Raw genomic sequence first — 21,221 nt, 5'->3', positions numbered from 1 at the left:
CGTGAGGCCGCATGAAGATCTCGCACCCGACGTCGTCGGTCCTCCGGCTGATCCTCGCCGCGGCGATCGGCGGCGTCACGGGCGTGACCATCGGCCTCGCCACGCAGGCGCCGCCCCTCGGCCTGCTGGCCGGCATCGCGACCGCGGAGGCCACGTTCGTCACCGCGGGCTGGATCGTGCTGTGGCCGATGGACGCGGCCGCCACCCGGGCCAACACCCAGCGCGAGGACTTCCAGCCGTTCCTGGAGGAGCTCGTCATCGTCACCTCCGCGCTCGGCTGCCTGGTCGCGATCGGCATCCTGCTCGTGGTCGGCCGCGACGACCCGGGCCACGCCGCGGCCGCCACCGCCCTGGGCGGGGTCTTCATGGCCTGGGCCGCCCTGCACCTCATGTACTGCGCCCGCTACGCCTACCTCTACTACCGGGCGCCCGCGGGCGGCATCGACTTCAACTCCCCCGACCCTCCGGCGTACCGCGACTTCCTGTACTTCAGCTACAACCTCGGGATGACCTACCAGGTCTCCGACACCGGCGTGTCCAGCCGCGCCATCCGCGCCGTCGTCCTGCGGCACTGCCTGCTGTCCTACGTCTTCGGCACCAGCATCCTCGCCACGACCATCAACCTGGTCGCCGATCTGGTGACCGGCTGACCGGCCTCTTGACGATATGCAGGTATTTACCTGCATAATGGAGACGTGACGCCCGAACCCACCCAGATGGACCTGGTCTTCAAAGCGCTGGCCGACTCCACGCGGCGCCTGCTGCTCGACCGCCTGCGGGAGACCAACGGCCAGACGCTGAGCGAGCTGTGCGAACGCCTGGGCATGGCCCGCCAGTCGGCGACACAACATCTCGACATCCTGCAGCGCGCCAGCCTGGTCACCGTCGTCCGGCGGGGCCGGGAACGCCTGCACTACCTCAACCCCGTGCCCATCCACGAGATCGAGCAGCGCTGGATCGCGGCCTTCGACCGACCCCGCCTGCAGATGCTGGCGGCCATCAAGAACGAGGCAGAGGAGCAAGCCATGAGCACCACCACCATCCCGGCCTACGTGTACGTCACCTACATCCGCGCGAGCGCGGAGCAGGTGTGGCAGGCCCTGACCGACGCCGACCTCACCGCCCGCTACTGGGGGCACGCCAACGTCTCCGACTGGCAGCCCGGCTCACCCTGGGAGCACCGGCGCACCGACGGCTCGGACGCCGCCGACGTCGTCGGCGAGGTGCTGGCGACGGAGCCGCCGAAGCGGCTGGTCATCACGTTCGAGGACAGCCCGGAGGAGGTGGGCAGGCGTGACCCGTCGGTCGTCACCTTCCTGCTCGAACCGCACCAGGACATCGTCCGCCTCACCGTGACCCACGAGAACCTGCCGAACCAGGACATGTACCGCGGCATCGCACACGGCTGGCCCGCCGTACTGGCGAACCTGAAGTCGCTGCTGGAGACCGGGGACGTCCTGCCGCAGTCACCGTGGGACGTGCCCGCCTGACCCGCCCGCCGCCTCCGCGGATTGTCGGTCCCGCCGGACAGAATTCGGAGGGTGAGCAATGAGTATGCCTGGCTTCATGACGAGTTCGGTGACGGCGCCGGTGACACCTGGCTCTGCGTCACCTTCGCCCGGGGGCTCAGCCCGGAGGAAGCCCTGGGCCGGAGCGGCGTCGTCCCGGGAAACGTGGCGGGCGAGTTCGGTGTCGCCGCCTACGAGGCCGACGGCGGGACGGTCCTCGCCGACTACGGATGGGGCACGTCGCTGACGGAGACGCAGAAAAGGTTGTCGCAGGACACGACGACGGCCCTCGTCTTCTTCACCGTCAAGAGCGATGACGTCGCCCTCTTCGCCGACGGCGAGCGGATCGTCAGGTTCTCCCCGTACGCCTACACCTACCGCGACGGAGAAGTGCCCCAGCACCTGATCGCCTACCTGAAGGAGCTGGGCCTGGATCGCGACGATCGCACCGAGGACCCTGTGCCCAAGGCGCTCGCCCTGGCCGCCCGCGCCACCGGGGTGCGGTTCACCCCGGCGCACTTCGTCCGGGAGCCGCTGGGCGGCTCGAGCGATCATCTTCAATGACGGCGAGGTAGACCGCGCGGACGGCCAGCGCGCGTTCGATCTTGTCGATGATGGGCGCGAAGAACTGCTGGCGATGGTCGCCGTCGCTCATCGAGGTGACCACGAAGTACATGGCCCCGAACCCGGCGAACAACGTCGCGATGCGCAGCAACGCCACCGGCAGCAGGGGGATGAGGGGCGAGGGCACGGGCTTGGCGCCGATCCACTGCTCGGCCGTCTCCGGGGTGACCATGAGGATGCCGAGCACGAGGAAGAAGGTAAACAGGGCCACCCCCAGGACGGCCGCCTGCACGAGCTGGCGGATGGCCAGCATCAGCAGCAGGTTGCGGACCTGGCGGCCGGTGAGCGGGACCGCGGCCAGCGTGCCGTCGCGGGTCAGCTCGTCGATCGGCGCGCCGGCCAGCGGCGTGCCCCGGCAGGCCGACCGCAGGCGCGACGGGCTGAAGTCCTGCTCGACGCGGCCGATCTCCTCGCGCAGGCGGGAGGCGGCGGCGAGCACCGCGACCACGGCGAACAGGACCACGACGAGCGTGAGCCGCCACCAGTCGAGCCGGTTGACGGCCTGCCAGAGCTCGCCGGTGAAGAACAGGAACAACGTGACGAACAGCAGCGCGGGCAGCGCCCGGCCGACCAGGTGGACGCTGTTGCGCAGGTCGGCGAGGGTGCGCCGGAGCGCCCGGCCGAGCAGCGCGCCGAGTCCGTAGGTGGTGCCCAGCATGGTCAGGACGAAGACGCCGGCGAAGAACACCACGAACCCGAGCACGCCGATGAGCCGCCCGCCGGGCGGTGGCGTGATGGCGCCGTCCACGGCCACCTGCAGCAGCGGCACGGTGAAGGGCATCAGCCCGAAGAGGACGAGGACCACGACGGTGGCCCCCGGCGAGAAGCGCACGCGCCGCCGGGCCGAGACCGACCCCACCAGGCGTACGGCTGCCGCCACCACGATCACCCAGCCGAGCAGGATCCACCACCCGGAGCCGATGGTCCTGACCGGCACCAGCCACAGCAGCGACACCAGCGCGAAGAACGCCAGGGACGGCACCATCCGGGGCAGCACGTGGCCGGCGAAGGCGTAGCCCTCGATCATCGTGGGCACGCCGTGGCGGACGAACCAGCGCTCGGTCTGGGCTTGCTGCGGTGACACCGGCACAGGATAGCCGCCGGCGGCCGAACACGTAGGATGACCTGGTCGTTCTCGGCGGAAAGGGCATGGCGCGCACGGTGTCCCACAACCTGTTCTCCTTCGGCACGCTTCTCGACGAACGGGTGCAGAAGGCGTTGTTCGGCCGGGCCGTACCCGTCTCTCCGGCGTCCCTGACGGGCTACACGACCAGGCCGCTGACGATCACGGACCCGTCGGTGATCGCCACGAGCGGGCTCGACGTGCACCTGACCCTGGCGCGGAAGATCGGCGCCGAGGTCGAGGGCGGCGTGCTGCGCCTCACCGGCGAGGACCTCGCCGCGGCCGACGCCTACGAGGTCGACGACTACGTGCGGCGGCGGGTGCTGCTGGCCTCCGGCGAGAGCGCCTGGGCCTACGTGGACGCGCGGCCGCTGCGCCCGGCCGCGCGCATCGTGATCATGGGTGACAGCATCGCCTACGGCCGCTCCGATCCGGGCGGCGGGTGGGCGGGCCGGCTGGCCGCCGCGCACATCGCGGCGGACGAGGCCGAGCACCGCGTCTTCCACCTGGCCGTTCCCGGCAGCACGCTGGCCGACGTCAGCGCGCAGGCGCCCGCGGTCCTGGCGCCGCGCCTGCCGGACACCGTCCTGGTGGCGGCGGGCGTCAACGACTCGGCCCGGCAGGAGGACGGCTGGGCGGGCCATCTCGGCGCGCTGGCCGCCACGGTCCTGTCACGCAACGCGCGGCTCGTCGTCCTGGGGCCGGCGTGGCTCGACGAGACGCGCACGCGGGACTACGAGGGGCTGCGATTCACCGAGGAGCGGGCGCTGGCCCTGCGCGCGGGCGTGCGGAGCTGGTGCGCGGAGCATCACGTCGACTTCCTCGACATGTGGGAGCCGCTGCGCGACCGGCCCGAGCTCCTCGTGGACGGCCTGCACCCGGGCCCCGGCGGGCACCGGGTGCTCTACGACCACCTCATCGGTACGGGTGGTGGGCCGGGAACCTCTCCGCACCGCCCGGGATGAGCCCTTCGGTCGTCTCCGGTGAGAGCCCGGCGCCCGCCTCAGCCGGCCCGGGTGAAGTCGGCGGTCCAGTTGGTCTCCCAGGTTCGCTCGCCGTCCACCGAGAACGCCTGCTCCCAGCGGCAGTGGTCCGGGCCTGCCTTGAGCCACAGGAAGCGACAGCGGACGGGGGTGCCCTCGTGCCGGTCGTCGCAGAAGAACGCGCCGCGGTCGCCGTCGAAGCGCCCCACGGTCGGCGGCAGCCCGAGCACGGGGTCCGTGCCGCTCACCCAGTAGATCGACCAGAGGCCGGTGGCGGGGTCGAACAGGCGGACGGTCAGCCCGGAGATCCCCTTCGTGGGGAAGGTGACCTCGTCCACGCTGGCGTTGCCGCCGAGATGCCGGGTGGCGACCGTGTAGCCGGGGAACTCCTCCCAGTCGTCGCTGCCGGCCAGGCGCTTGGTGAGCTTGCGCTGGCGTGAATGCCAGGCGCCCTCGAAGAAGTCGAAGTCGTTCATGCGGCGAACCTAGACGGCTCTCACTGTCATCTCCTGTCAGGGACGGGCCGACGGGCAGGCGGACGGCAGTGATCGGGCGGCCCCGGCGGCGGGGAGCACGGCCGAGAGCAGGGCGGTCACCAGGCAGGCGGCGGTCCCGGCCAGGAAGGGCGCCAGGGGGAACGACCACGGGGTGCCTTCGGCGACCCGGTTCAGGGCGAGCCACAGTCCGCCCGAGGTCACGGCGGTGACGACGCCGGCCAGCAGGGCGCCGATGGTCACCACGAGGGCCGCCTCCGCGGCGACCATGCGCAGGACCTGGCCGGGGGTGGCGCCGGCGGCGCGGAGGAGGGCCAGTTCGCGGGAGCGCCGGCGGGTGGACATGACCAGCGTGTTCGCCACGGCCACCCCGGTGTACAGCACGGCCACGCCGCCTACCGCGAGCAGCGCCAGCCGTGCCTGCTGGGCGCGGCCGGCCTCGCCGGCGGCGGACCACTGCGCGAACGGCAGGACGGTCACGGGGAGGTCGTGCAGCAGGCCGGCGGGCAGGTCGCCGCGGACGTAGGCGGCGGCGGGGAGGGCGGTGCCCGCGTGCCTGGCGGTGACGACGGCGCCGCCTCCGGAGCCGCCCAGCCCGGTGACGGCCACCACGCGCAGCGTCACGGGGCGGCCGTCGGCCAGCAGGACGCGTACCTCGTCCCCCACGGCGCGGCCCAGGGTCTCGTCCACGACGATCGAGGAGTCGTCCAGGTCGGCAGGGCGGCCGGCGAGCACGGGCAGGGTGAGCAGGTCGGCGCGGTTGACGGCGCGGGCGTCGAAGGGGATCGGCTGGGGGGACGGGCCGTAGAGGACGCCCGCCTCGGGCACCGCGTAGAGCGTGGTGGTGGCGACGGTCAGCGCGTCGAGGTCCGCGAGCCTGCCGGTGACCTCGCGGTTGAGGCCGGGGGCGCCCTTCGGAAGGACGACCGAGGTGGCGGCGGCGTACTCGTGGCGCTCGGCCCGGGAGGCGGCGGCGCCGGCTGCTTCGGCCGTGCCCCACAGGGTGCTCATCAGGCCCACGGTCAAAAGGACGGGGGCGGTGACCGCGGCGGCCCGCCGTACGGAGGCCAGGGTGTTGGCGCGGACGAGCAGGCCCCCGGGGACCAGGACGCGCGTGAGCGGGCGGATGACCGGCGGGGACAGCAGCGCTAGCGCGACGATGAGGGCGGGGCCCGTGTAGCGGGCCAGTTCGGCGCCGTAGGGGCCGGGCAGGGCGAAGGTCAGGGCCAGCGCGCCGGCCGCGACGGCCAGCGCCGCCACCCCGCCCGCCCAGCGGAACGGGGTCATCGCCCGCTCGTCCGCCTCGGCGTCGCGCAGCGCCTCGATCGGGCGGATGCGGCCCGCGCGTACGGCTGCCGCCCCCGAGCCCCCGATCGCCAGCGCGACGCCCGCGCCGAACGCCACGAGCAGCACGAGCGGGGCGGCGAGCGAGGGCGCGACGGTGAACCACTCGGGCGCGGCGCCCGCGGCGGCCAGCAGCCGTGCCAGCGCCGGGGCGGCGAGCAGGGCCAGGGCGCAGCCCGCGGCGGCGGCGGCCACGCCCGTCCGGGCGGCCTCGCCCAGCACCGTGCGGGTGACCTGCGCGGGGGTGGCGCCGGCCAGGCGCAGGAGAGCCAGTTCCCTGCGGCGCTGCGTGACCGAGAAGGCGAAGGTCGCGGCCACGACGAACACCGACACGAACGCGGCCACCGCCGTGGCCAGGCCCATGACCGTGGTCAGCCCCGCCAGGGCCGCGGCGTCGCGCCGGGCGCGCGGGTCGGCCAGCGCGCGGTCGTCGCCGGTCAGGACCCTGAGCCCGGCCGGGACCGTGCGCGGCGGCTCGGTCAGGATCACCGCGTCGGCGCGCGGCGCCAGCCGGGCGGCCTCGGCATCGGAGAAGAACACGGCCGACTCGAACTCGGCCTGCCCGGTGGCGCCGGACACGGTGTAGGCGCGGGTGCCGGCCGCCGTCCGTACGCCGACGCGCCGGCCGGGCGTGCCGCCGGGGACGACGATCTCGCCGTCGCGGGGGGCGCGGCCGGCGGTCAGGCGGTATCCCGAGAACGCCGCCGCGCTCCAGGGGCGGCCGATCTGCTCGGCGGGGCCGTCCTCGAGCTGGGCGTAGAAGGTGCGGTCGGGGACGCCGCCGGCGTAGTCGACGTGACCGGGTTCGGCCAGGTCCGCGGCCGTCACGACGACGGCGGGGGCGGCGGCGTAGCGGCCGGGGGCGGCCTGGCCTCCGGTGATCGCGGCCGTGAGGACGAGCCCGGTGGTGGCGAAGAGCAGGGCGCCGAGGGCCAGCGCGACGAAGGGTCCGATCTTCATGTCCGGCAAGCCTGCCGGGAGCCGGCCGTACGTCCCAGAGTTCTCGTCACCACTTGGAGCATGACTTCCTCATAAGGCGGACATTTCATGTCAGCGGAGGTTCCCCCGTGCGGGGGAAGCGCGCCGCCGCCCTCCGGCACGACCCTGGGTGGTGTCGGAAGGGAGGGCGCATGGGTGCGTCGTTGCGGGTCCGGGTGGCGGTCTACCTGCTGTTGTGCGGGCTGGTGCCGTGGGCGGGGGTGAAGACGGTCTGGACGCTCGGGGGCGACGCCCTGGGCGTGGCCGGCGAGACCTGGCTGAGGGGGGTCGAGGCCGACGGGGGCGCCGTCTATCGGGCGCTGGCAGCCGTGGGCGTGGATCTGACCGTGCTGGCGGCGCTGCTCGGGGTGTTCCTCGGCCTCGGGCTGGTGCAGCGGTGGGGGATGGTGTTCCCGCGATGGACGCCCCTTCTCGCCGGGCGTCGGGTGCCCGCGTGGCTGCCGCTGGTCCCGGCCTGGGGGGTGGGGGCGGTCCTGGGGTTGTACGGGGTGGTGCTGCTGGTCATGGTGGTGCTCGGTCTTCTCGGGGTGACGCCGCGGTTCGCGCCGACGGCCCCCTTCACCGGCAGCGCGGACATCACCTGGATGGTCTTGTTCGGGGGTCTGGCCTTCGGCGGGCTCGGGGGCGCGCTGGTCGTGGGTGCTTGGTCCTATATGCGCCGCTTGTGAGCTCTGGTACGGCGGCGCGATGCGGACGGGCTGATTTACCGTGGTCAAGGCCCCTGACCGGAGGCGGCCATCGCTCTAGGCAACCCGTCGATGCCGTCATACATTCCAGGCTGTTCGTCCGGCTCTGAACAACAGCCGTCCCGGTAGTCGCCCTGGAGAGGTCGTCATGACCCCTGGTTTACGCGCGCCCAAATTCCGGAAATTATGCCTTTTACGTATCGCGACCGTTCTGGCATTACTCGGCACGGCGTTGATGGTCAGCACCCGTCCCGCCGATTCCGCGCCGATTCCCGGACAGGCGGTGAAAACGGCCGACCTGGCCTGTGCGGCGGCGGCGCTGCCCGCCACCTCGGCCGTCGTCGCCACCCCCACCGCGACGGCCACGCTGAACCAGGACGCGGCGAGCGTGGCCGTCGGCGAGAAGGCGGTGACGACGGCCACGACGATCACCGGGACCTCACTCTGCGCGGACAGCCTGCCCCCGCTGGACCAGGGCATGACCAACGTCACGGCCGGTCCGCGCCGGGGCTACCGGTTCCTGCCGCACATGACGTTCGGCGCGGACCTGAAGATCAGCCTGCCGTACGACCCGGCGCTGATCCCGGCGGGTCTCGGCGAGGAGGACGTCCGCGCGTTCTACTACGACGAGGCGGCGCGCCGCTGGACGGCGCTGGAGCGGGAGAAGCTGGACACGGCGGCCCGCCGCGTCGGCAGCGTGTCCGACCACTTCACCGACATGATCGCGGCCACGGTGACGGTGCCCGACCACCCGGGCACCCTGTCGTACGACCCGACGACGATGAAGGGCATCAAGGCGGCCGACCCGGCCGAGGGGATGAACCTCGTCGAGCCGCCGGCCGGTGACAGCCACGGCGACGCCAAGCTGAGCTACCCGATCGTGCTGCCGCAGGGCCGCCACGGCATGCAGCCCTCGCTCACCATCGGCTACTCCTCCGCCCAGGGCAACGGCTGGCTGGGCGTCGGATGGGACCTGGACACGCCCGCCGTCACGATCGACACCCGCTGGGGCGTGCCCCGCTACGACGACGAGGACGAGACCGAGACCTACGTCTTCGGCGGCGAGCAGCTCACCCCGGTCGCGCACCGCGGCGCGTTACAGCCGCGGACCGCGGAGAAGGTCTTCCACACCCGCGTCGAAAGCGCCTTCCGCACGATCGTCCGGCATGGAAGCAGCCCGGACACCTACTCCTGGGAGATCACCGAGAAGGACGGCACCCGCTCCTTCTACGGCGCCGACGCGGCCAGCCGCCTGACCGACGCCGCCGGCAACGTCTTCCGCTGGGCGCTGAGCGAGGTCCGCGACCTGTACGGCAACGCCGTCCGCTACACCTACCAGACGGTCACCGACGCCGGTGTCGCCGGCGGCACCGTCCCCGGGAAGCAGCTCTACCCCCGCGAGATCAACTACACCGGGTCGGGCAGCGCGGCCGGGCCGTACACGGTGCGGTTCGTGCGCGACAGCGAGCTGCCCGGCTACACCCGCCGCGCCGATGTGGGCATCGACGCCAAGGGCGGCTTCAAGATGGTCACCGCCGAGCTGCTCAAGCGCATCGAGATCAGGTTCGAGGGCGCCGCCGTGCGCAGCTACGACCTGGACTACACGGAAGGCGCCTTCCGCAAGAGCTTGCTGCGCTCGGTCACCCAGCGCGGCGCGGACGGCACCGCCTTCCACACCCACACCTTCGGCTACTACGACGAGGTCCGCGACGGCGGCGGCGGGTACGAGGGCTTCGCCGCCGGCACGAACTGGAGCGTCGGCAGCGACGGCGTGACCGCGGGACTGCTCGATCACGGCCAGGCCAGCGCCATGTCCGGCGCGCTGAGCACCAGCGTCGGCGGCCACCTGTACGTGGGCTTCAACCCCACCGCGCCCACCAAGCAGTTCAGCGCGGGCGGCAAGGTCGGCTTCCAGCACAGCCGCACCGACGGCAAGCTCGCCATGGTCGACCTCAACGGCGACAACCTGCCGGACAAGGTGTTCAAGAAGGGCAACGGCATCTCCTTCCGGCTGAACGATTCCGGGCCGGACGGATCCACCGATTTCCGGGCACCCGCCGGCGTGCCGACCCTGCCGGACCTCACCAAGGAGACCTCCAGCACCTTCTCCTTCGGCGGCGAGGTGTACTTCGTCGCCAACGTCTTCACCAACAGGGCCGAGACGTTCACCACCAACTCGGTGTACTTCAGCGACGTCAACGGCGACGGCCTGATGGACCTGGTGACCGGCGGCAGCGTCCGGTTCAACCACCTCGACGGCGACGGCATCCCGACCTTCACCGCCAACAGCGGCGACACCCCGGTGCCCATCGGCTCCGGCGCGGTCGACGGCACCGGGATCGTCGAGGACTTCGCGGCGGTCCGCGAGCAGCAGATCGACAACAACCCCCTGGCCGACACCCTCCGGCGCTGGGTGGCGCCGTTCGCGGGCAAGGTCCGGGTCACGGGCGACGTGGCGCTGATCGAGGACACGAGCCCGGCCCGCCAGGAGTACGGCACGGCCGACGGCGTCCGCGTGGCCATCCAGCACAACGGCGGCGAGCTGTGGTCCAGCGACATCGGGGCGGCCGACCACGCCCCCAAGACCCCGGCGGGCGTGGCCGAGATCACCGTCGCCAAGGGCGACCGCCTCTACTTCCGCGTGCAGTCACGCTTCGACGGCGCCTTCGACGAGGTGTCGTGGGATCCGGCGATCGACTACCTCGACGTGACCCCGGCCACCGACGTCAACAACCTGAACGTCTACGGCTACCGGGCGGCGCAGGACTTCGTGCTGGCCGGGCGGCGCGGCGTCCAGGTGCAGGCGCCGCTGGACGGGAAGGTCAAGCTCACCGGTGACCTGCGCAAACTGGGCGCCACCACCGACGACGTCGAGCTGCTGGTGTTCCGCAACGGCAGCCAGATCTCCAGCCAGAGCCTGGCCGCCGCGGACACCGGCGCCATCCCCGTCAACCTGGACATCCCGGTCGCCAAGCAGGACGCCATCCTGCTGCGGGTCAAGGTGGACTCCGCCATCGACCTGCGGCAGCTGGAGTGGACGCCGAAGCTGTTCTACACCGAGGCGCCCGGCGCCGGGCCGATCACGGACGAGAACGGCGACCCGCTGGTCCAGCTGCGCCCGCCGTACGACATCGACATGTACCCGGTCAACGGGCTCACCGCCCCGCAGCAGGCGTGGACGGCCCCAGCGACCGAAACCATCACCATAAATCCGCAGACAACGGGCAGCGTCCCCGGCTCCGTCACCTTCACCGTGAAGCGGCGCGGCGAACGCCTGGCCAAGCAGACGGTCAACGTCGGCGCGAGCGCCTCCCTGAGCGCGGACGTCCAGGCCGGCGACCAGCTGTTCTTCGACTTCTCCGCCTACGACCCGCAGGTGGGCGAGGCCATCACCGGCGCGAGCGTCGAGGTCACCACCGGCGGCGGCACGGTCACCGTGCCCAGCGCGGTCCACCGGGCCGCCTTCCCCGGCCTGCTGGCGCAGCCGTACCGGGGCTGGGCCTACGCCGGGTACAACGGCAACCGCGACCGGGCGGCGCAGCCGATCGTGGAGACCGACCTGCTGCAGGAGTTCGACGAGAACTCCACCTACGACCCGCGCACGGCCAAGGCGTACCTGTTCAGCCCGTTCCCCGACCAGGCCGCCTGGCGCAGCGCCGACGACCGGCAGTACGTCAAGGCCGCCACGGCCGCCAGTTCCCGGATGGGCCTGGACCAGATCACCGTCCCCGCGCCCGGCGACTTCACCGGCGGCCGCGCGGTGAACCGGCTCAGCCGCGCCTCGCAGACCGCGGTCGGCGCGGGCGTGTCGTTCCTGTCCGGCTCCGCCTCCGACGGCAGCGCCACCGGCGAGGTCGACTTCCTCGACCTCAACGGCGACCACTTCCCCGACATCGTGGGCAACGGCCGCGTGCAGTACTCGACGATGACCGGCGGCCTGGAGACCGCCAACCGCCAGGTCGCCGGCCTGGGCAAGCCGCGCGACAGCGACGCGAGCGCGGTCAACGTCGGCGTGGGCGGCAGCCCGGCGCACTTCAAGGCCAACGGCCGCGGCGAGGTCGACACCTCGGGGCACGCGCCGCCGAAGGGCAGCGACACCGGCGGCCTGATGACCGAGTTGGGGCTCTCGGCCGGGCTCGGCCGCGGCGACTCCACGCCCCAGCACGACCTGCTCGACGTCAACGGCGACGGGCTGCCCGACCGGGCGTTCCAGGACGGCCGGGTCGCGCTCAACCTCGGCTACGCCTTCGCCGCCCCCGAGCCGTGGGGCACCGGCGGGGTCAACGACGGGGCCAGCGAGAACGGCTCCATCGGCGCGTCGCTGGGCTTCAACTCCGGCATCTACGACTTCGCCGGCGGCCTGTCGCTGAGCAAGAACAAGTCGCAGACCTCCTTCACCCTCCAGGACGTCAACGGCGACGGGCTGATGGACCGCGTGCTGCCCGGCGGCGACGGCATGCGCGTCGGCTTCAACACCGGCAACGGCTTCGCCGCCCCCGTGCCGTGGCAGGGCGCGCTCAACGGGGTGTGCGAGGACGACACCAGCGTCGGGCTGGCCGGGATCGACTGGGACAAGGCCCGGATCTGCTCCGGCAACACCGGCCTGGGCGCCGGCGCGTACTTCACCATCGGCATCGGCCCGCTGTGCTGGCCGACCCCGCTGTGCTACATCATCATCAACCCGGGCGCCGACGGCTCGCAGAACATGTCCCGCGACGAGGCGGGCCTGCGTGACGTGGACGGCGACGGCTACGCCGACCACGTCGCCAGCACCGGCGACGGCTCGCTCAAGGTCGCGCGCAACCGGACCGGCCGCACCAACCTGCTCAAGTCGGTCCAGCGGCCGCTGGGCGCGTCGTTCACGCTGGAGTACGAGCGCGACGGCAACACCGTGGCCAGCCCCGCCTCCCGCTGGGTGATGAGCAAGGTCACCCTGACCGACGGGCACGCCGGGGACGGCGCGGACACCCAGGTGAGCACCTACACCTACGAGGGCGGCGTCTTCAACCGGCTGGAGCGCGAGTTCTACGGCTACGCCAAGGTCACCGAGCAGCAGCGCGACACCCTGGACGCGAACGCCGTCTACCGCAGCTTCGTGCGGGAGTACCGCACCGACAGCTACTACACCCGCGGCCTGCTGAGCAGGGAACGCAGGCTCGACGCCGGCAGCGCGGTCTTCTCCGACCTGGAGCAGACCTACGTGCTGCGCGACGTCACCACGGGCGACGAGCCCGCCGGCGCCGGCAGCACCACGGCGACGATCTTCCCGCAGCTCCGCCGTACCGACGAGCGCTTCAACGAGGGACAGGGGGCGCCCGGCAAGAGCACCTTCACCACCAACCACTACGACGAGCTGGGCAACATCGACGTCTTCACCGACGCCGGAGACACCGGCGCGGCCGACGACGTCGTCGCGACGACCACCTACTCCGACTGTCCCGGCACCCACGTGAGCGCGGCGACCGGGATCACCGTCACCGGCGGCGGCCAGATCATGCGCCGTCGCGAGGCGACGATCGACTGCGCCACGGGCGACCCCTCGCAGATCCGCCAGTACCTGGAGAGCGGCGCCTTCCAGGCCACCGACCTGACCTACACGGCGGACGGCACCCTCGAGACCGTCGAGAACCCGCCGAACGCCGGCAGCCAGCGCTACAAGCTGACCTACGAGTACGACACCCCGACCAGGACCCACATCGCCAAGGTCAGCGACAGCTTCGGCCTCTTCTCCAGCGCGACCTACGACCTGCGGTTCGGCACCACGCTCACCGAGACCGACCTCAACGGCAACCGGACCACCTACGTCCTGGACGAGTTCGGCCGCGCCACCGCGATCACCGGCCCCTACGAGCAGGGCGAGAGCACGCCGACGATCCGGTTCGAGTACCACCAGGAGGCGGCCGTCCCATGGGCGCTGACCAGGCACAACGACAAGTTCCGCAGCGCCGCGGACACCGTCGACACGGTCACCTTCGTCGACGGGCTGCGCCGCGGGATCCAGTCCAAGCAGGACGCCACCGTCCACACGGGCGAGGGCGGCACGCCCGCCGACGTGATGTCGGTCTCCGGGAGGGTCACCTTCGACGCCTTCGGCCGCCAGGTGGCCTCGCGCTACCCGGTGACCGAGCCGCTCGGCACGCCGGGCGCGTTCAACACCGCGGCCGACAGCGTGGCGCCCACCCGGCTGGCCTTCGACGTGCTCGACCGCAACATCCGGCTGACCCAGCCGGACGACACCGAGATCACCACCGAGTACGGCTTCGGCCCCGACCGCTCGGGCAGGACCCAGTTCCGGCAGGTCGTGACCGACCCCAAGGGCCACAGCAAGGCGACCTTCCGTGACGTGCGCGAGGTGCTGGTCGGCCTGCGGGAAACCCACGACGGGCAGCCCATCTGGACCAGCTACGCCTACAGCCCGCTCAAGGAACTGCTCCGGGCCGAGGACGACGCGGGGAACGCCACCACCCAGACCTTCGACAACCTGGGCCGGCGCACCGAGGTCCACAACCCCGACAGCGGCCGCAACAGGACCGAGTTCGACCTGGCCAACAACGCCGTCGCCCGGATGAACGCACGCGGCCGGCGCACGACCTTCAGCTACGACTTCAACCGGGTCACCGCCATCGGCTACCCGGACTTCCCCGGCAACAACGTCACCTACGCCTACGGCCCGCCGGGCGCGGACGGCAACCGGGCCGGGCGGGTCAGCCGCGTCACCGACCAGTCGGGCAGCGAGGAACGCTTCTACGGCAGGCTGGGCGAGGTCGTCAAGGAGGTCAAGACGATCGCCGGGTTCACCGGCAGCCCGCCCAAGACCTACACGACCTCCTACACCTACGACACCTTCGGCCGCCTGCAGTCGCTGGTCTACCCCGACAGCGAGGTGCTGACCTACCGCTACGACTCCGGCGGCATGGTACGGCAGGCCACCGGCGTCAAGGGCGGCCACGCCTACGCCTACGTCAACCGGATGGAGTACGACAAGTTCGGCCAGCGGGCCTTCGTCGAGGACGGCAACGGGATCCGGACCTCGTACGCCTTCGACCCGATCGACCGGAGGCTGGCCAACCTCAAGTCAGGACCGGCGGGCGGGCCCCAGCCGGAGTCGCTGTTCCAGAACCTCGACTACACCTACGACGACGTCGGCAACCTGACCGAACTGGCCAACGACGTGGCCGTCCCCCAGCCGCCCACGTACGGCGGCCCGGTCACCAAGACCTTCGCCTACGACGACCTGGACCGCCTGGTCGCCTCCACCGGAAGCTGGCGGTTCGCGCCGAACAAGACCGACCGCTACCGCTTCACGCAGTCCTACGACAACCTGCACAACCTGACGGCCAAGCAGCAGGCGCACGAGATCGTGCAGCCGTCGGGCAGCGTGGTGGAGCAGCACAAGACCACCTACTCCTTCTCCTACGAGTACGGCGGGCCGCAGCCGCACGCCCCCACCCACATCGGCGGGCAGACCTACACCTACGACGCCGGCGGCAACCAGACCGGCTGGACCGACGACCAGAACGGCCGGCGCCGCACGATCGTCTGGGACGAGGAGAACCGGATCCAGAGCCTGTTCGACAACGGGCACGAGAAGACCTACAAGTACGACGACGCCGGCGAGCGGGTGATCAAGCGCGGCCCGCAGGGCGAGACCGCGTACGTGAACCAGTGGTTCACCGTCCGCAACGGGCAGATCGGCACCAAGCACGTCTTCGCCGGCGGCTCCCGCATGGTGTCCAAGCTGGTCAAGCAGGATCCGCAGGTCGTGGAGCAGGAGCGGTACTTCTACCACTCCGACCACCTGGGCGGCACGAACTTCGTGAGCGACGCCGACGGCCGCCTCTACCAGCACCTGGAGTACTTCCCCTCCGGCGAGACCTGGGCCGAGGAGCACAACAACACCCAGCGCACGCCGTACCAGTTCAGCGGCAAGGAGCTGGACGAGGAGACCGGCCTGTACTACTTCGGCGCGCGATATTACGACCCGCGCACCGGAGTGTGGCAGAGCCCGGATCCGGCCCTGGAGACCAACCTCGGGCAGCTGCCGGAGAGCGGGACCCGGACGGACCAGAACCTCGACACCTCCGTCCCGACCTTCCTCAACGTCTACAACTACGCCGACGCCAACCCGTTGTCCAAGATCGACCCGGACGGGCGGCAGGCCGTACCGCTGACCACCACCCGGCTCCGGGCGATCGCCACCGCGCAGGGCATCGGCGCGGGCCTGTCGGGCGTGCAGTTCAACCGGGCGGTGGGCCGGGCCTTCCAGGACTTCGCCCTGAACAGGTACGGCCTGCTGGAGAACTTCCGCTCGTTCGCCTCCCCCGCCAGGGCGGCGGCGACCGGCCCGGGCGGTCCCAGGTCGGTCATCCCCGACGCGGTGCGGCACGTGACGCAGGTGACCCTCCGCTGGTGGATCATCCCGCAGCTGGTGCCCTTCGCCAACAGCTCGTTCACCGAGGTCAAGGCGGTCAGCGGGACGCTGACCCTGTCGTCGAGCAACCATCAGATCCGCGGCCTGATCGACGTGGCCGCCCGTTCGCCGGCGGGCATGGCGACGGGACCCGGCCGCCCGCTGCCCGTCGTCACCTTCATCACCACGGCCGATACGATCATCGGTCCCGACGTGGTGACCGAGGCCACCAGGCGGGGCGTGGCACTATGGCAGATAACCGCCTTCGAGGTTCCCTCGAGTGGCGGAGCCGCGCAGATCGGCTTCAATCCCGCCATACTCCTGAACCCCAGCGTCTTCGGCAGGGGTACCGCCCGGCCCGGCCCGACCGGCCCCTTCACCCCGAGACCCTTCGGCCCGGCCGCGACCCCGGCCAACCCGCTCGATCCCGACCCAGCGGAGGTGCAGTGACTCAATCCAGGCGGCTGTCCGCCAAGCAGGTCCGCGAGCTGCTTGGCGGCGGCGCCGGGACGCCCGACCCCGAGGTCGCCGAGGTGGCCATGGCCGCGGCCTACCGGCTGCCCGGCGACCAGGTGGTGCTGGTGTTCGAGGACGGCAAGGGGCGGCTGTGGGAGTCCCGCGCCGCCCTGCTCGCCCTCACCGACCAGGTGGCGCGCACCCAGCCGGTCCACCCCCTGCACGGCCTGCTGCCCCAGGGGCGCGACTTCCCGGCGCACGTCGCCCGCCTGACGGCCGAGCTCGGCGACGGTGACGTCGACGAGCTGGTACGGCGGCGCGGCGCGGCCTCGTTCCTGACCCCCGAGGAGCTGCCCCGCCTCATCGCCCGCGCCGGGGAGCTCCTCCGGGCGGCGGCCGGCGGCGAGTGGCACATGAGCCTCGCCGCCGACGGCCGGACCTGGGAACCCTGGGTGGTCGACGGCCACGGCCGCCGCCATCCGGTGTTCGGCCTGGTCGTCAAGGAGCTCACCGAATGGGGGCCGGACAGCTCGCTCCGCGGCGTGATCGCGGGCCGCCTGTGATCAGCTCTCCGCGACTGCCGTGCTGAGCGGCGGCACGTCCTGGACGACGGTGCCGCCGCCGGGGAAGCGGGCGGTCCACCGGTAGGTGAGCTCGCCGGACAGGTTGGCGAGCGTGGTCCTGCGCGGGCCGTCGTGCCGGACGGCGACGCGGCCCGCCCCCACGGGGACGCCGGACACCTCGGCCCAGGCGATCTCGGCGGGCAGGCCGGGCAGCGTGGTCAGGGCGTGCGCGGGCGCGTCGGGGCGCAGGCCGAACAGCCCCTCGACGACCTGGCCGACCAGGGTGAAGGACACCTCCGGGTAGTCGCCGTTGCGGCCGCCGGCCACGTGCGGCGCGGTGCGGGCGGCGAAGATCTCCCGCATCCACCGCCAGGCCGGCTCGGTCCTGCCGTGGCGGAAGAAGACGTCGGGCAGGTACGTCCACGCCTCCACGTTCGCCGGACGGCGTGGGCCGCCGGCCAGGGCGTCGATCTCGTCGAGGCAGGCCGGGTCGTCGCGCAGGCCCTTCAGCGGCGGGAACCAGGTGTTCTCCGCGCCCCAGCCGGTGACCGGGCGGCCGTCGAAGGTGAAGCCGCGGGCGCCGTGCCAGTCCTGTTCGTAGTGGCGGCGCAGATCCGCGGCCTGCGCCGCGAACGGGGCGGCGTCCTCGCCGCGGGCCCCGGCCAGGTGGGCCATCGCGAGGAATGCGGCGTACCGGGCGGCCAGGCCGTCGCCGGCGATCTGCAAGGGCTCGCCGTCGAGTTCGTTGTAGGTGGCGGTGCCCTGGAAGATGCCGGCGCCCTGGCCGGTGGCGGGCAGCGCGAGAGCGTTGACGCAGTAGGCGCGCACCGCGGGGTCGTGGAGGTAGGCGGGGTCGCCGGTCCAGCGATGCAGGACGGCCGCGCACTCCACGAGCTCGAACACGGCGGGCGCCTCCCTGACGAAGTCGTCCGGGCCGCGGTAGTCGATCGCCAGGTAGGAGCCGTCGAAGTTGAACGCCCACACGGGCCGGTGCCCGTGCTCCGGAGTGGCGGAGGCGGCGAAGCAGCGCAGCATCGCCAGGTTGGCCTCGGCCAGCCCGAGCAGGTGCGCGCCCGGAGCCTGGTGGACGAAGTCGCGGGCGTAGAAGCCGCTGCGGTGCGCGTATCCGGCCCAGTAGGACGGCAGGTAGACGGCCGAGCCGGTGCCGGACGGGCAGCGCTCGTCGACGTTCACGGGGCCGCGGGTGCCGGCCGGGTGCGCCCAGCGCAGGGCGCGGTCGCGGGCCCAGGCGAACATCGCGGCGAGTTCGCCCGAGGAGGAGGTGAGCCGCATTCAGGGTCCCAGGCTCGGGCGCACCACCAGCTCGCCGGGCAGCAGCAGCCCGGCCTCCGGCGTGACGCCGTCCTCGATGATCCGCAGGAGGCGGTTGACGAGGGCTTCGGCGATACGGCGCAGCGGCAGCCGTACCGTGGTGAGGGCGGGCTGGAGGAACCCGGTGATCGGCAGGTCGTCGAAGGCGGCCACGGCCAGGTCCTTGCCGATCTCCAGCCCTTCGGCGCGCGCGGCGGTGTAGACGCCGAGGGTCAGCCAGTCGCCGCTGACCACGACGGCGGTGGGCCTGGCGCGCCCGGACAGCAGGTCGCGGGTGGCGGCCACGATCCCGGCGGGGTCGTCGCCCGGCACGGAGTAGACCTGCGTGGTCAGGTGGTGGCGGCGGGCGCCGGCCAGGAAGCCGTCGCGGCGATCGTCCATCCAGGGCTGGCCGCCGGTTGAGGCCAGGAACGCCACCCGCCGGTGGCCCTTGGCGGCGATCAGGCCGACCAGGTCGATCATCGCCTGCGCGCTGTCGACGTCGGCCCAGGACTGCGGCTGGCCGGGCGCGGTCCTGCCGAAGGCGGCGAAGGGGAACCCGGCGCCGGTCAGGTGGGCGACGCGGGGGTCGTCGCGCAGCACGTCCGACAGCAGGAAGCCGTCCACGGTCCGCGCGGCGATCAGCTCGTCGAGCGCCTGCTCCTGGCTCTGGCCGGGGCGCGGGCGCACCAGCAGGATGCGGTAGCCCGCCTCGCCCGAGGCCGCCACGACCGCTTCGAGGAAGCCGCCCATCAGCGGGTTGGGGTTGGCCGGGTCGTCCACCGGCGTCGGGTAGGCGATGATCCGCCGGGTGCCCGACTTCAGGCTGCGCGCCGACTGGTCGGGCCGGTAGCCGAGCTGCTCGATGACCGCCGACACCCGCTCCAGGGTCTCGGCCTTCAGCCGATGCGGGGCGTTGAGCGCGTTGGAGATCGTCTGCCGGGACACGCCGGCCGCGCGTGCGACGTCCTCGACGGTGACCCCGCGCTCGCGTGGCCGACGTGTGGTCACTCAGACTCTCCTCAGCGTGAGCAGGCCGCCCATGGGCACGTCGACGACACGGGCCCCGTCCAGCCGCAGCTCAGCCGTCCCGGTCAGGGCGCCGCCGCAGTCGCGGACCTCCGCGCGCACCGCTCCGGCGCCGTGGAGGACCACGCGCGGGTCGGCGACGGCGTTGGCGACCAGCAGGTCACCGCTCGCCGGCACCTCGACGGGCAGGGGTGAGTACCGCGCGACGATCGTGGTCTGACCATCGTAGGCCCGCACGAGCGGGTAGCCGTGCTCGGGCTGTTCCGGCCGCAGCGCCCCGAGCTGCAGCGTGGCCAGGTGCCGCCGGAAGATCCCGAGCCAGAACCGGAGCGCGGCGAGCTGGTCCGGCCGCTGCGCCGCCAGGTCCACCGAGATCTGCGGCACCGAGAACAACGCGTTGATCAGGTGCACGGCCACCTGCTCGGCGGGCTCGTCCGGGTGCCAGAGGATCATGTCCGAGTGCACGGCCACCGGCCCCGCGGCCAGCCGCAGGTCCACGGTCCGCTGCCGGTTCTCCTGCGGGCTGAGCGGGCAGTCCGTGGCGCGGATCATGTTCGCGTACGGCCACAGGCCCGGGCCCGAGTACGGCTGGCGGTGCTCGACGAGCAGCCCGGGAGCGGTACGGCGCAGCCGGACGTCCAGGTCGTGCAGGAGCCGCCGGACCCCTTCGTCCACCCGTGCGCAGTCGGCTCCCTCGCCCGGCGCCGGGTCGCCGCCCGGGGTGGCGAAGCGGTCCACGAAGTCGATCTTCAGCCCGTCCATGCCCCACTCCTCGACGGCCCGGGCGAGGCGGCCGACGAGGAAGGCGCGCACCTCCGGGTGCCGCGGGTCCAGCACGGCGGCGTCCATGTGGTCGAGGTAGCGCAGGAACCTGCCCTGGAAACGGTCGAAGGCCGCGTTGTGCTTGCCGACGAAGGGCAGGGCGTACCACAGCAGGTAGGCCATGCCGAGCTCGCGCACCCGAGCGACATGCTCGGACATATCAGGAAAGGTCGCGGTGTTGGGTTCCCAGTCGCCGCAGAAGGCGTAGCCGCGGGCCCGGTCGGCCGTCTGCCAGCCGTCGTCCAGGATGACGGTCGCGCAGCCCAGGTCCGCGGCCAGCCGCGCCTGGCGCTCCACCGCGGCGGCGCTGACGTCCTGGTGCATGCCGTACCAGGTCGAGTACACCGGCAGGCGGGCGCTGCCGGGCACCGGCGGCAGCTCGCCGGCCGCCTCCCGCCACCACTCGGCCACCTCCCCCACGGTCACGGAGAAATGCCGCCCGGAAAGGTCCAGGCGGAAGCGCAGCCCCTCCCCCCGCAGCGTGAAGACGAACTCCCCGGTCTCCTCGACGACGCCGCCGGTGAAGCTCACCTGGCCCGCCGGTTCGTCCGCGCCGACCGTGCACACGTTGACGCCGGCCGTACCGACCAGGCTGACCACCGGCGCGCCCGCGCTCAGCCGCGACACCAGCGGCGCGCTCCAGATCGGCGGCACCCAGCGGGCGCCGCCCGCGGGCGTCCAGAACGCGGTCACACCCACGCACGGCACCCGCCACTGCGCCGCGGTGGCGGCGGGCGCGTCGATCAGCCAGACGCCGCCGGCCAGCGGGGTGACCCGCGCCTCGCCCGCTCCGGCGAGGGCCACCTCGACCGCGCCGGCGCGCAGCGAGGTCGTCTCGCCGAGCGCGTAAGGCTCCCAGACCTGCATGT

General features: G+C 72.5%; 13 protein-coding genes. 7 read left to right on the top strand and 6 right to left on the bottom strand.

Translation table 11 applies throughout. The features are described from left to right. Positions 1 to 11: 11 nt before the first annotated feature. The 3 genes from FVE25_RS04295 to FVE25_RS04285 are packed head-to-tail and all read left to right on the top strand — an operon-like array spanning position 12 to position 2,072. Entirely contained in the window at positions 12 to 650 is a 639-nt protein-coding gene (locus FVE25_RS04295; RefSeq protein WP_157245030.1) for a DUF1345 domain-containing protein, read from the top strand. 45 nt (positions 651 to 695) lie between these two features. Continuing rightward, complete coding sequence (locus FVE25_RS04290) at positions 696 to 1,490, top strand: ArsR/SmtB family transcription factor (protein ID WP_246266603.1); 795 nt, start codon at positions 696 to 698, stop codon at positions 1,488 to 1,490. Positions 1,491 to 1,541: 51 nt separating this feature from the next. Next, on the top strand, positions 1,542 to 2,072 hold the full coding sequence (locus FVE25_RS04285; RefSeq protein WP_157245029.1) for a DUF6461 domain-containing protein: 531 nt from the start codon (positions 1,542 to 1,544) through the stop codon (positions 2,070 to 2,072). Here FVE25_RS04285 and FVE25_RS04280 read toward each other — a convergent pair. Then, complete coding sequence (locus tag FVE25_RS04280; RefSeq protein ID WP_157245028.1) at positions 2,014 to 3,216, bottom strand: hypothetical protein; 1,203 nt, start codon at positions 3,214 to 3,216, stop codon at positions 2,014 to 2,016. The genes FVE25_RS04285 and FVE25_RS04280 overlap by 59 nt on opposite strands. A 65-nt stretch (positions 3,217 to 3,281) precedes the next feature. On the opposite strand from FVE25_RS04280, the gene FVE25_RS04275 reads away from it, so the two are divergent. Beyond that, positions 3,282 to 4,220 carry a GDSL-type esterase/lipase family protein gene (locus tag FVE25_RS04275; protein ID WP_157245027.1) on the top strand — a complete coding sequence of 313 codons (939 nt, stop codon included), beginning with the start codon at positions 3,282 to 3,284 and terminating at the stop codon, positions 4,218 to 4,220. Between the two features lie 38 nt (positions 4,221 to 4,258). Here FVE25_RS04275 and FVE25_RS04270 read toward each other — a convergent pair whose 3' ends face one another. Both FVE25_RS04270 and FVE25_RS04265 read right to left on the bottom strand, forming a co-directional pair. Then, positions 4,259 to 4,714 carry a hypothetical protein gene (locus FVE25_RS04270; protein ID WP_157245026.1) on the bottom strand — a complete coding sequence of 152 codons (456 nt, stop codon included), beginning with the start codon at positions 4,712 to 4,714 and terminating at the stop codon, positions 4,259 to 4,261. A 36-nt stretch (positions 4,715 to 4,750) separates the two neighbouring features. Next, on the bottom strand, positions 4,751 to 7,036 hold the full coding sequence (locus tag FVE25_RS04265) for an ABC transporter permease (RefSeq protein WP_157245025.1): 2,286 nt from the start codon (positions 7,034 to 7,036) through the stop codon (positions 4,751 to 4,753). Positions 7,037 to 7,206: 170 nt separating this feature from the next. Between FVE25_RS04265 and FVE25_RS04260 the strand changes: the two genes are divergently transcribed. From FVE25_RS04260 to FVE25_RS04250, 3 genes are all read left to right on the top strand, one after another. Next, complete coding sequence (locus tag FVE25_RS04260; protein WP_157245024.1) at positions 7,207 to 7,743, top strand: hypothetical protein; 537 nt, start codon at positions 7,207 to 7,209, stop codon at positions 7,741 to 7,743. A 301-nt stretch (positions 7,744 to 8,044) separates the two neighbouring features. Next, on the top strand, positions 8,045 to 16,621 hold the full coding sequence (locus FVE25_RS04255; RefSeq protein WP_181019438.1) for a SpvB/TcaC N-terminal domain-containing protein: 8,577 nt from the start codon (positions 8,045 to 8,047) through the stop codon (positions 16,619 to 16,621). Then, entirely contained in the window at positions 16,618 to 17,190 is a 573-nt protein-coding gene (locus FVE25_RS04250) for a hypothetical protein (protein WP_157245022.1), read from the top strand. Before FVE25_RS04255 ends, FVE25_RS04250 begins: the two co-directional genes overlap by 4 nt. On the opposite strand, the gene FVE25_RS04245 is transcribed toward FVE25_RS04250, so the two are convergent. The 3 genes from FVE25_RS04245 to FVE25_RS04235 are packed head-to-tail and all read right to left on the bottom strand — an operon-like array spanning position 17,191 to position 21,219. Further along, the gene (locus FVE25_RS04245) at positions 17,191 to 18,483 is read right to left on the bottom strand and encodes a hypothetical protein (RefSeq protein WP_157245021.1); all 1,293 of its coding nucleotides are present in this window, start codon (positions 18,481 to 18,483) and stop codon (positions 17,191 to 17,193) included. Further along, entirely contained in the window at positions 18,484 to 19,512 is a 1,029-nt protein-coding gene (locus FVE25_RS04240; protein ID WP_157245020.1) for a LacI family DNA-binding transcriptional regulator, read from the bottom strand. Beyond that, a complete protein-coding gene (locus tag FVE25_RS04235; RefSeq protein WP_157245019.1) occupies positions 19,513 to 21,219 on the bottom strand; it encodes a glycoside hydrolase family 36 protein in 1,707 nt (568 codons plus the stop codon). Positions 21,220 to 21,221 lie beyond the last annotated feature (2 nt).

This window comes from Nonomuraea typhae (assembly GCF_009760925.1).
GTDB classification, from domain to species: domain Bacteria; phylum Actinomycetota; class Actinomycetes; order Streptosporangiales; family Streptosporangiaceae; genus Nonomuraea; species Nonomuraea typhae.
Note: the sequence above shows the minus strand (reverse complement) of the source record. Positions and strands in the feature narration are given on the sequence as shown.

Excerpts from the sequence above, each read along its gene's own strand:
- FVE25_RS04295 (WP_157245030.1), top strand. The coding sequence starts at position 12 with ATGAAGATCTCGCACCCGACGTCGTCGGTCCTCCGGCTGATCCTCGCC.
- FVE25_RS04275 (WP_157245027.1), top strand. The coding sequence starts at position 3,282 with ATGGCGCGCACGGTGTCCCACAACCTGTTCTCCTTCGGCACGCTTCTC.
- FVE25_RS04270 (WP_157245026.1), bottom strand. The coding sequence starts at position 4,714 with ATGAACGACTTCGACTTCTTCGAGGGCGCCTGGCATTCACGCCAGCGC.
- FVE25_RS04265 (WP_157245025.1), bottom strand. The coding sequence starts at position 7,036 with ATGAAGATCGGACCCTTCGTCGCGCTGGCCCTCGGCGCCCTGCTCTTC.
- FVE25_RS04260 (WP_157245024.1), top strand. The coding sequence starts at position 7,207 with ATGGGTGCGTCGTTGCGGGTCCGGGTGGCGGTCTACCTGCTGTTGTGC.
- FVE25_RS04245 (WP_157245021.1), bottom strand. The coding sequence starts at position 18,483 with ATGCGGCTCACCTCCTCCTCGGGCGAACTCGCCGCGATGTTCGCCTGG.
- FVE25_RS04235 (WP_157245019.1), bottom strand. The coding sequence starts at position 21,219 with ATGCAGGTCTGGGAGCCTTACGCGCTCGGCGAGACGACCTCGCTGCGC.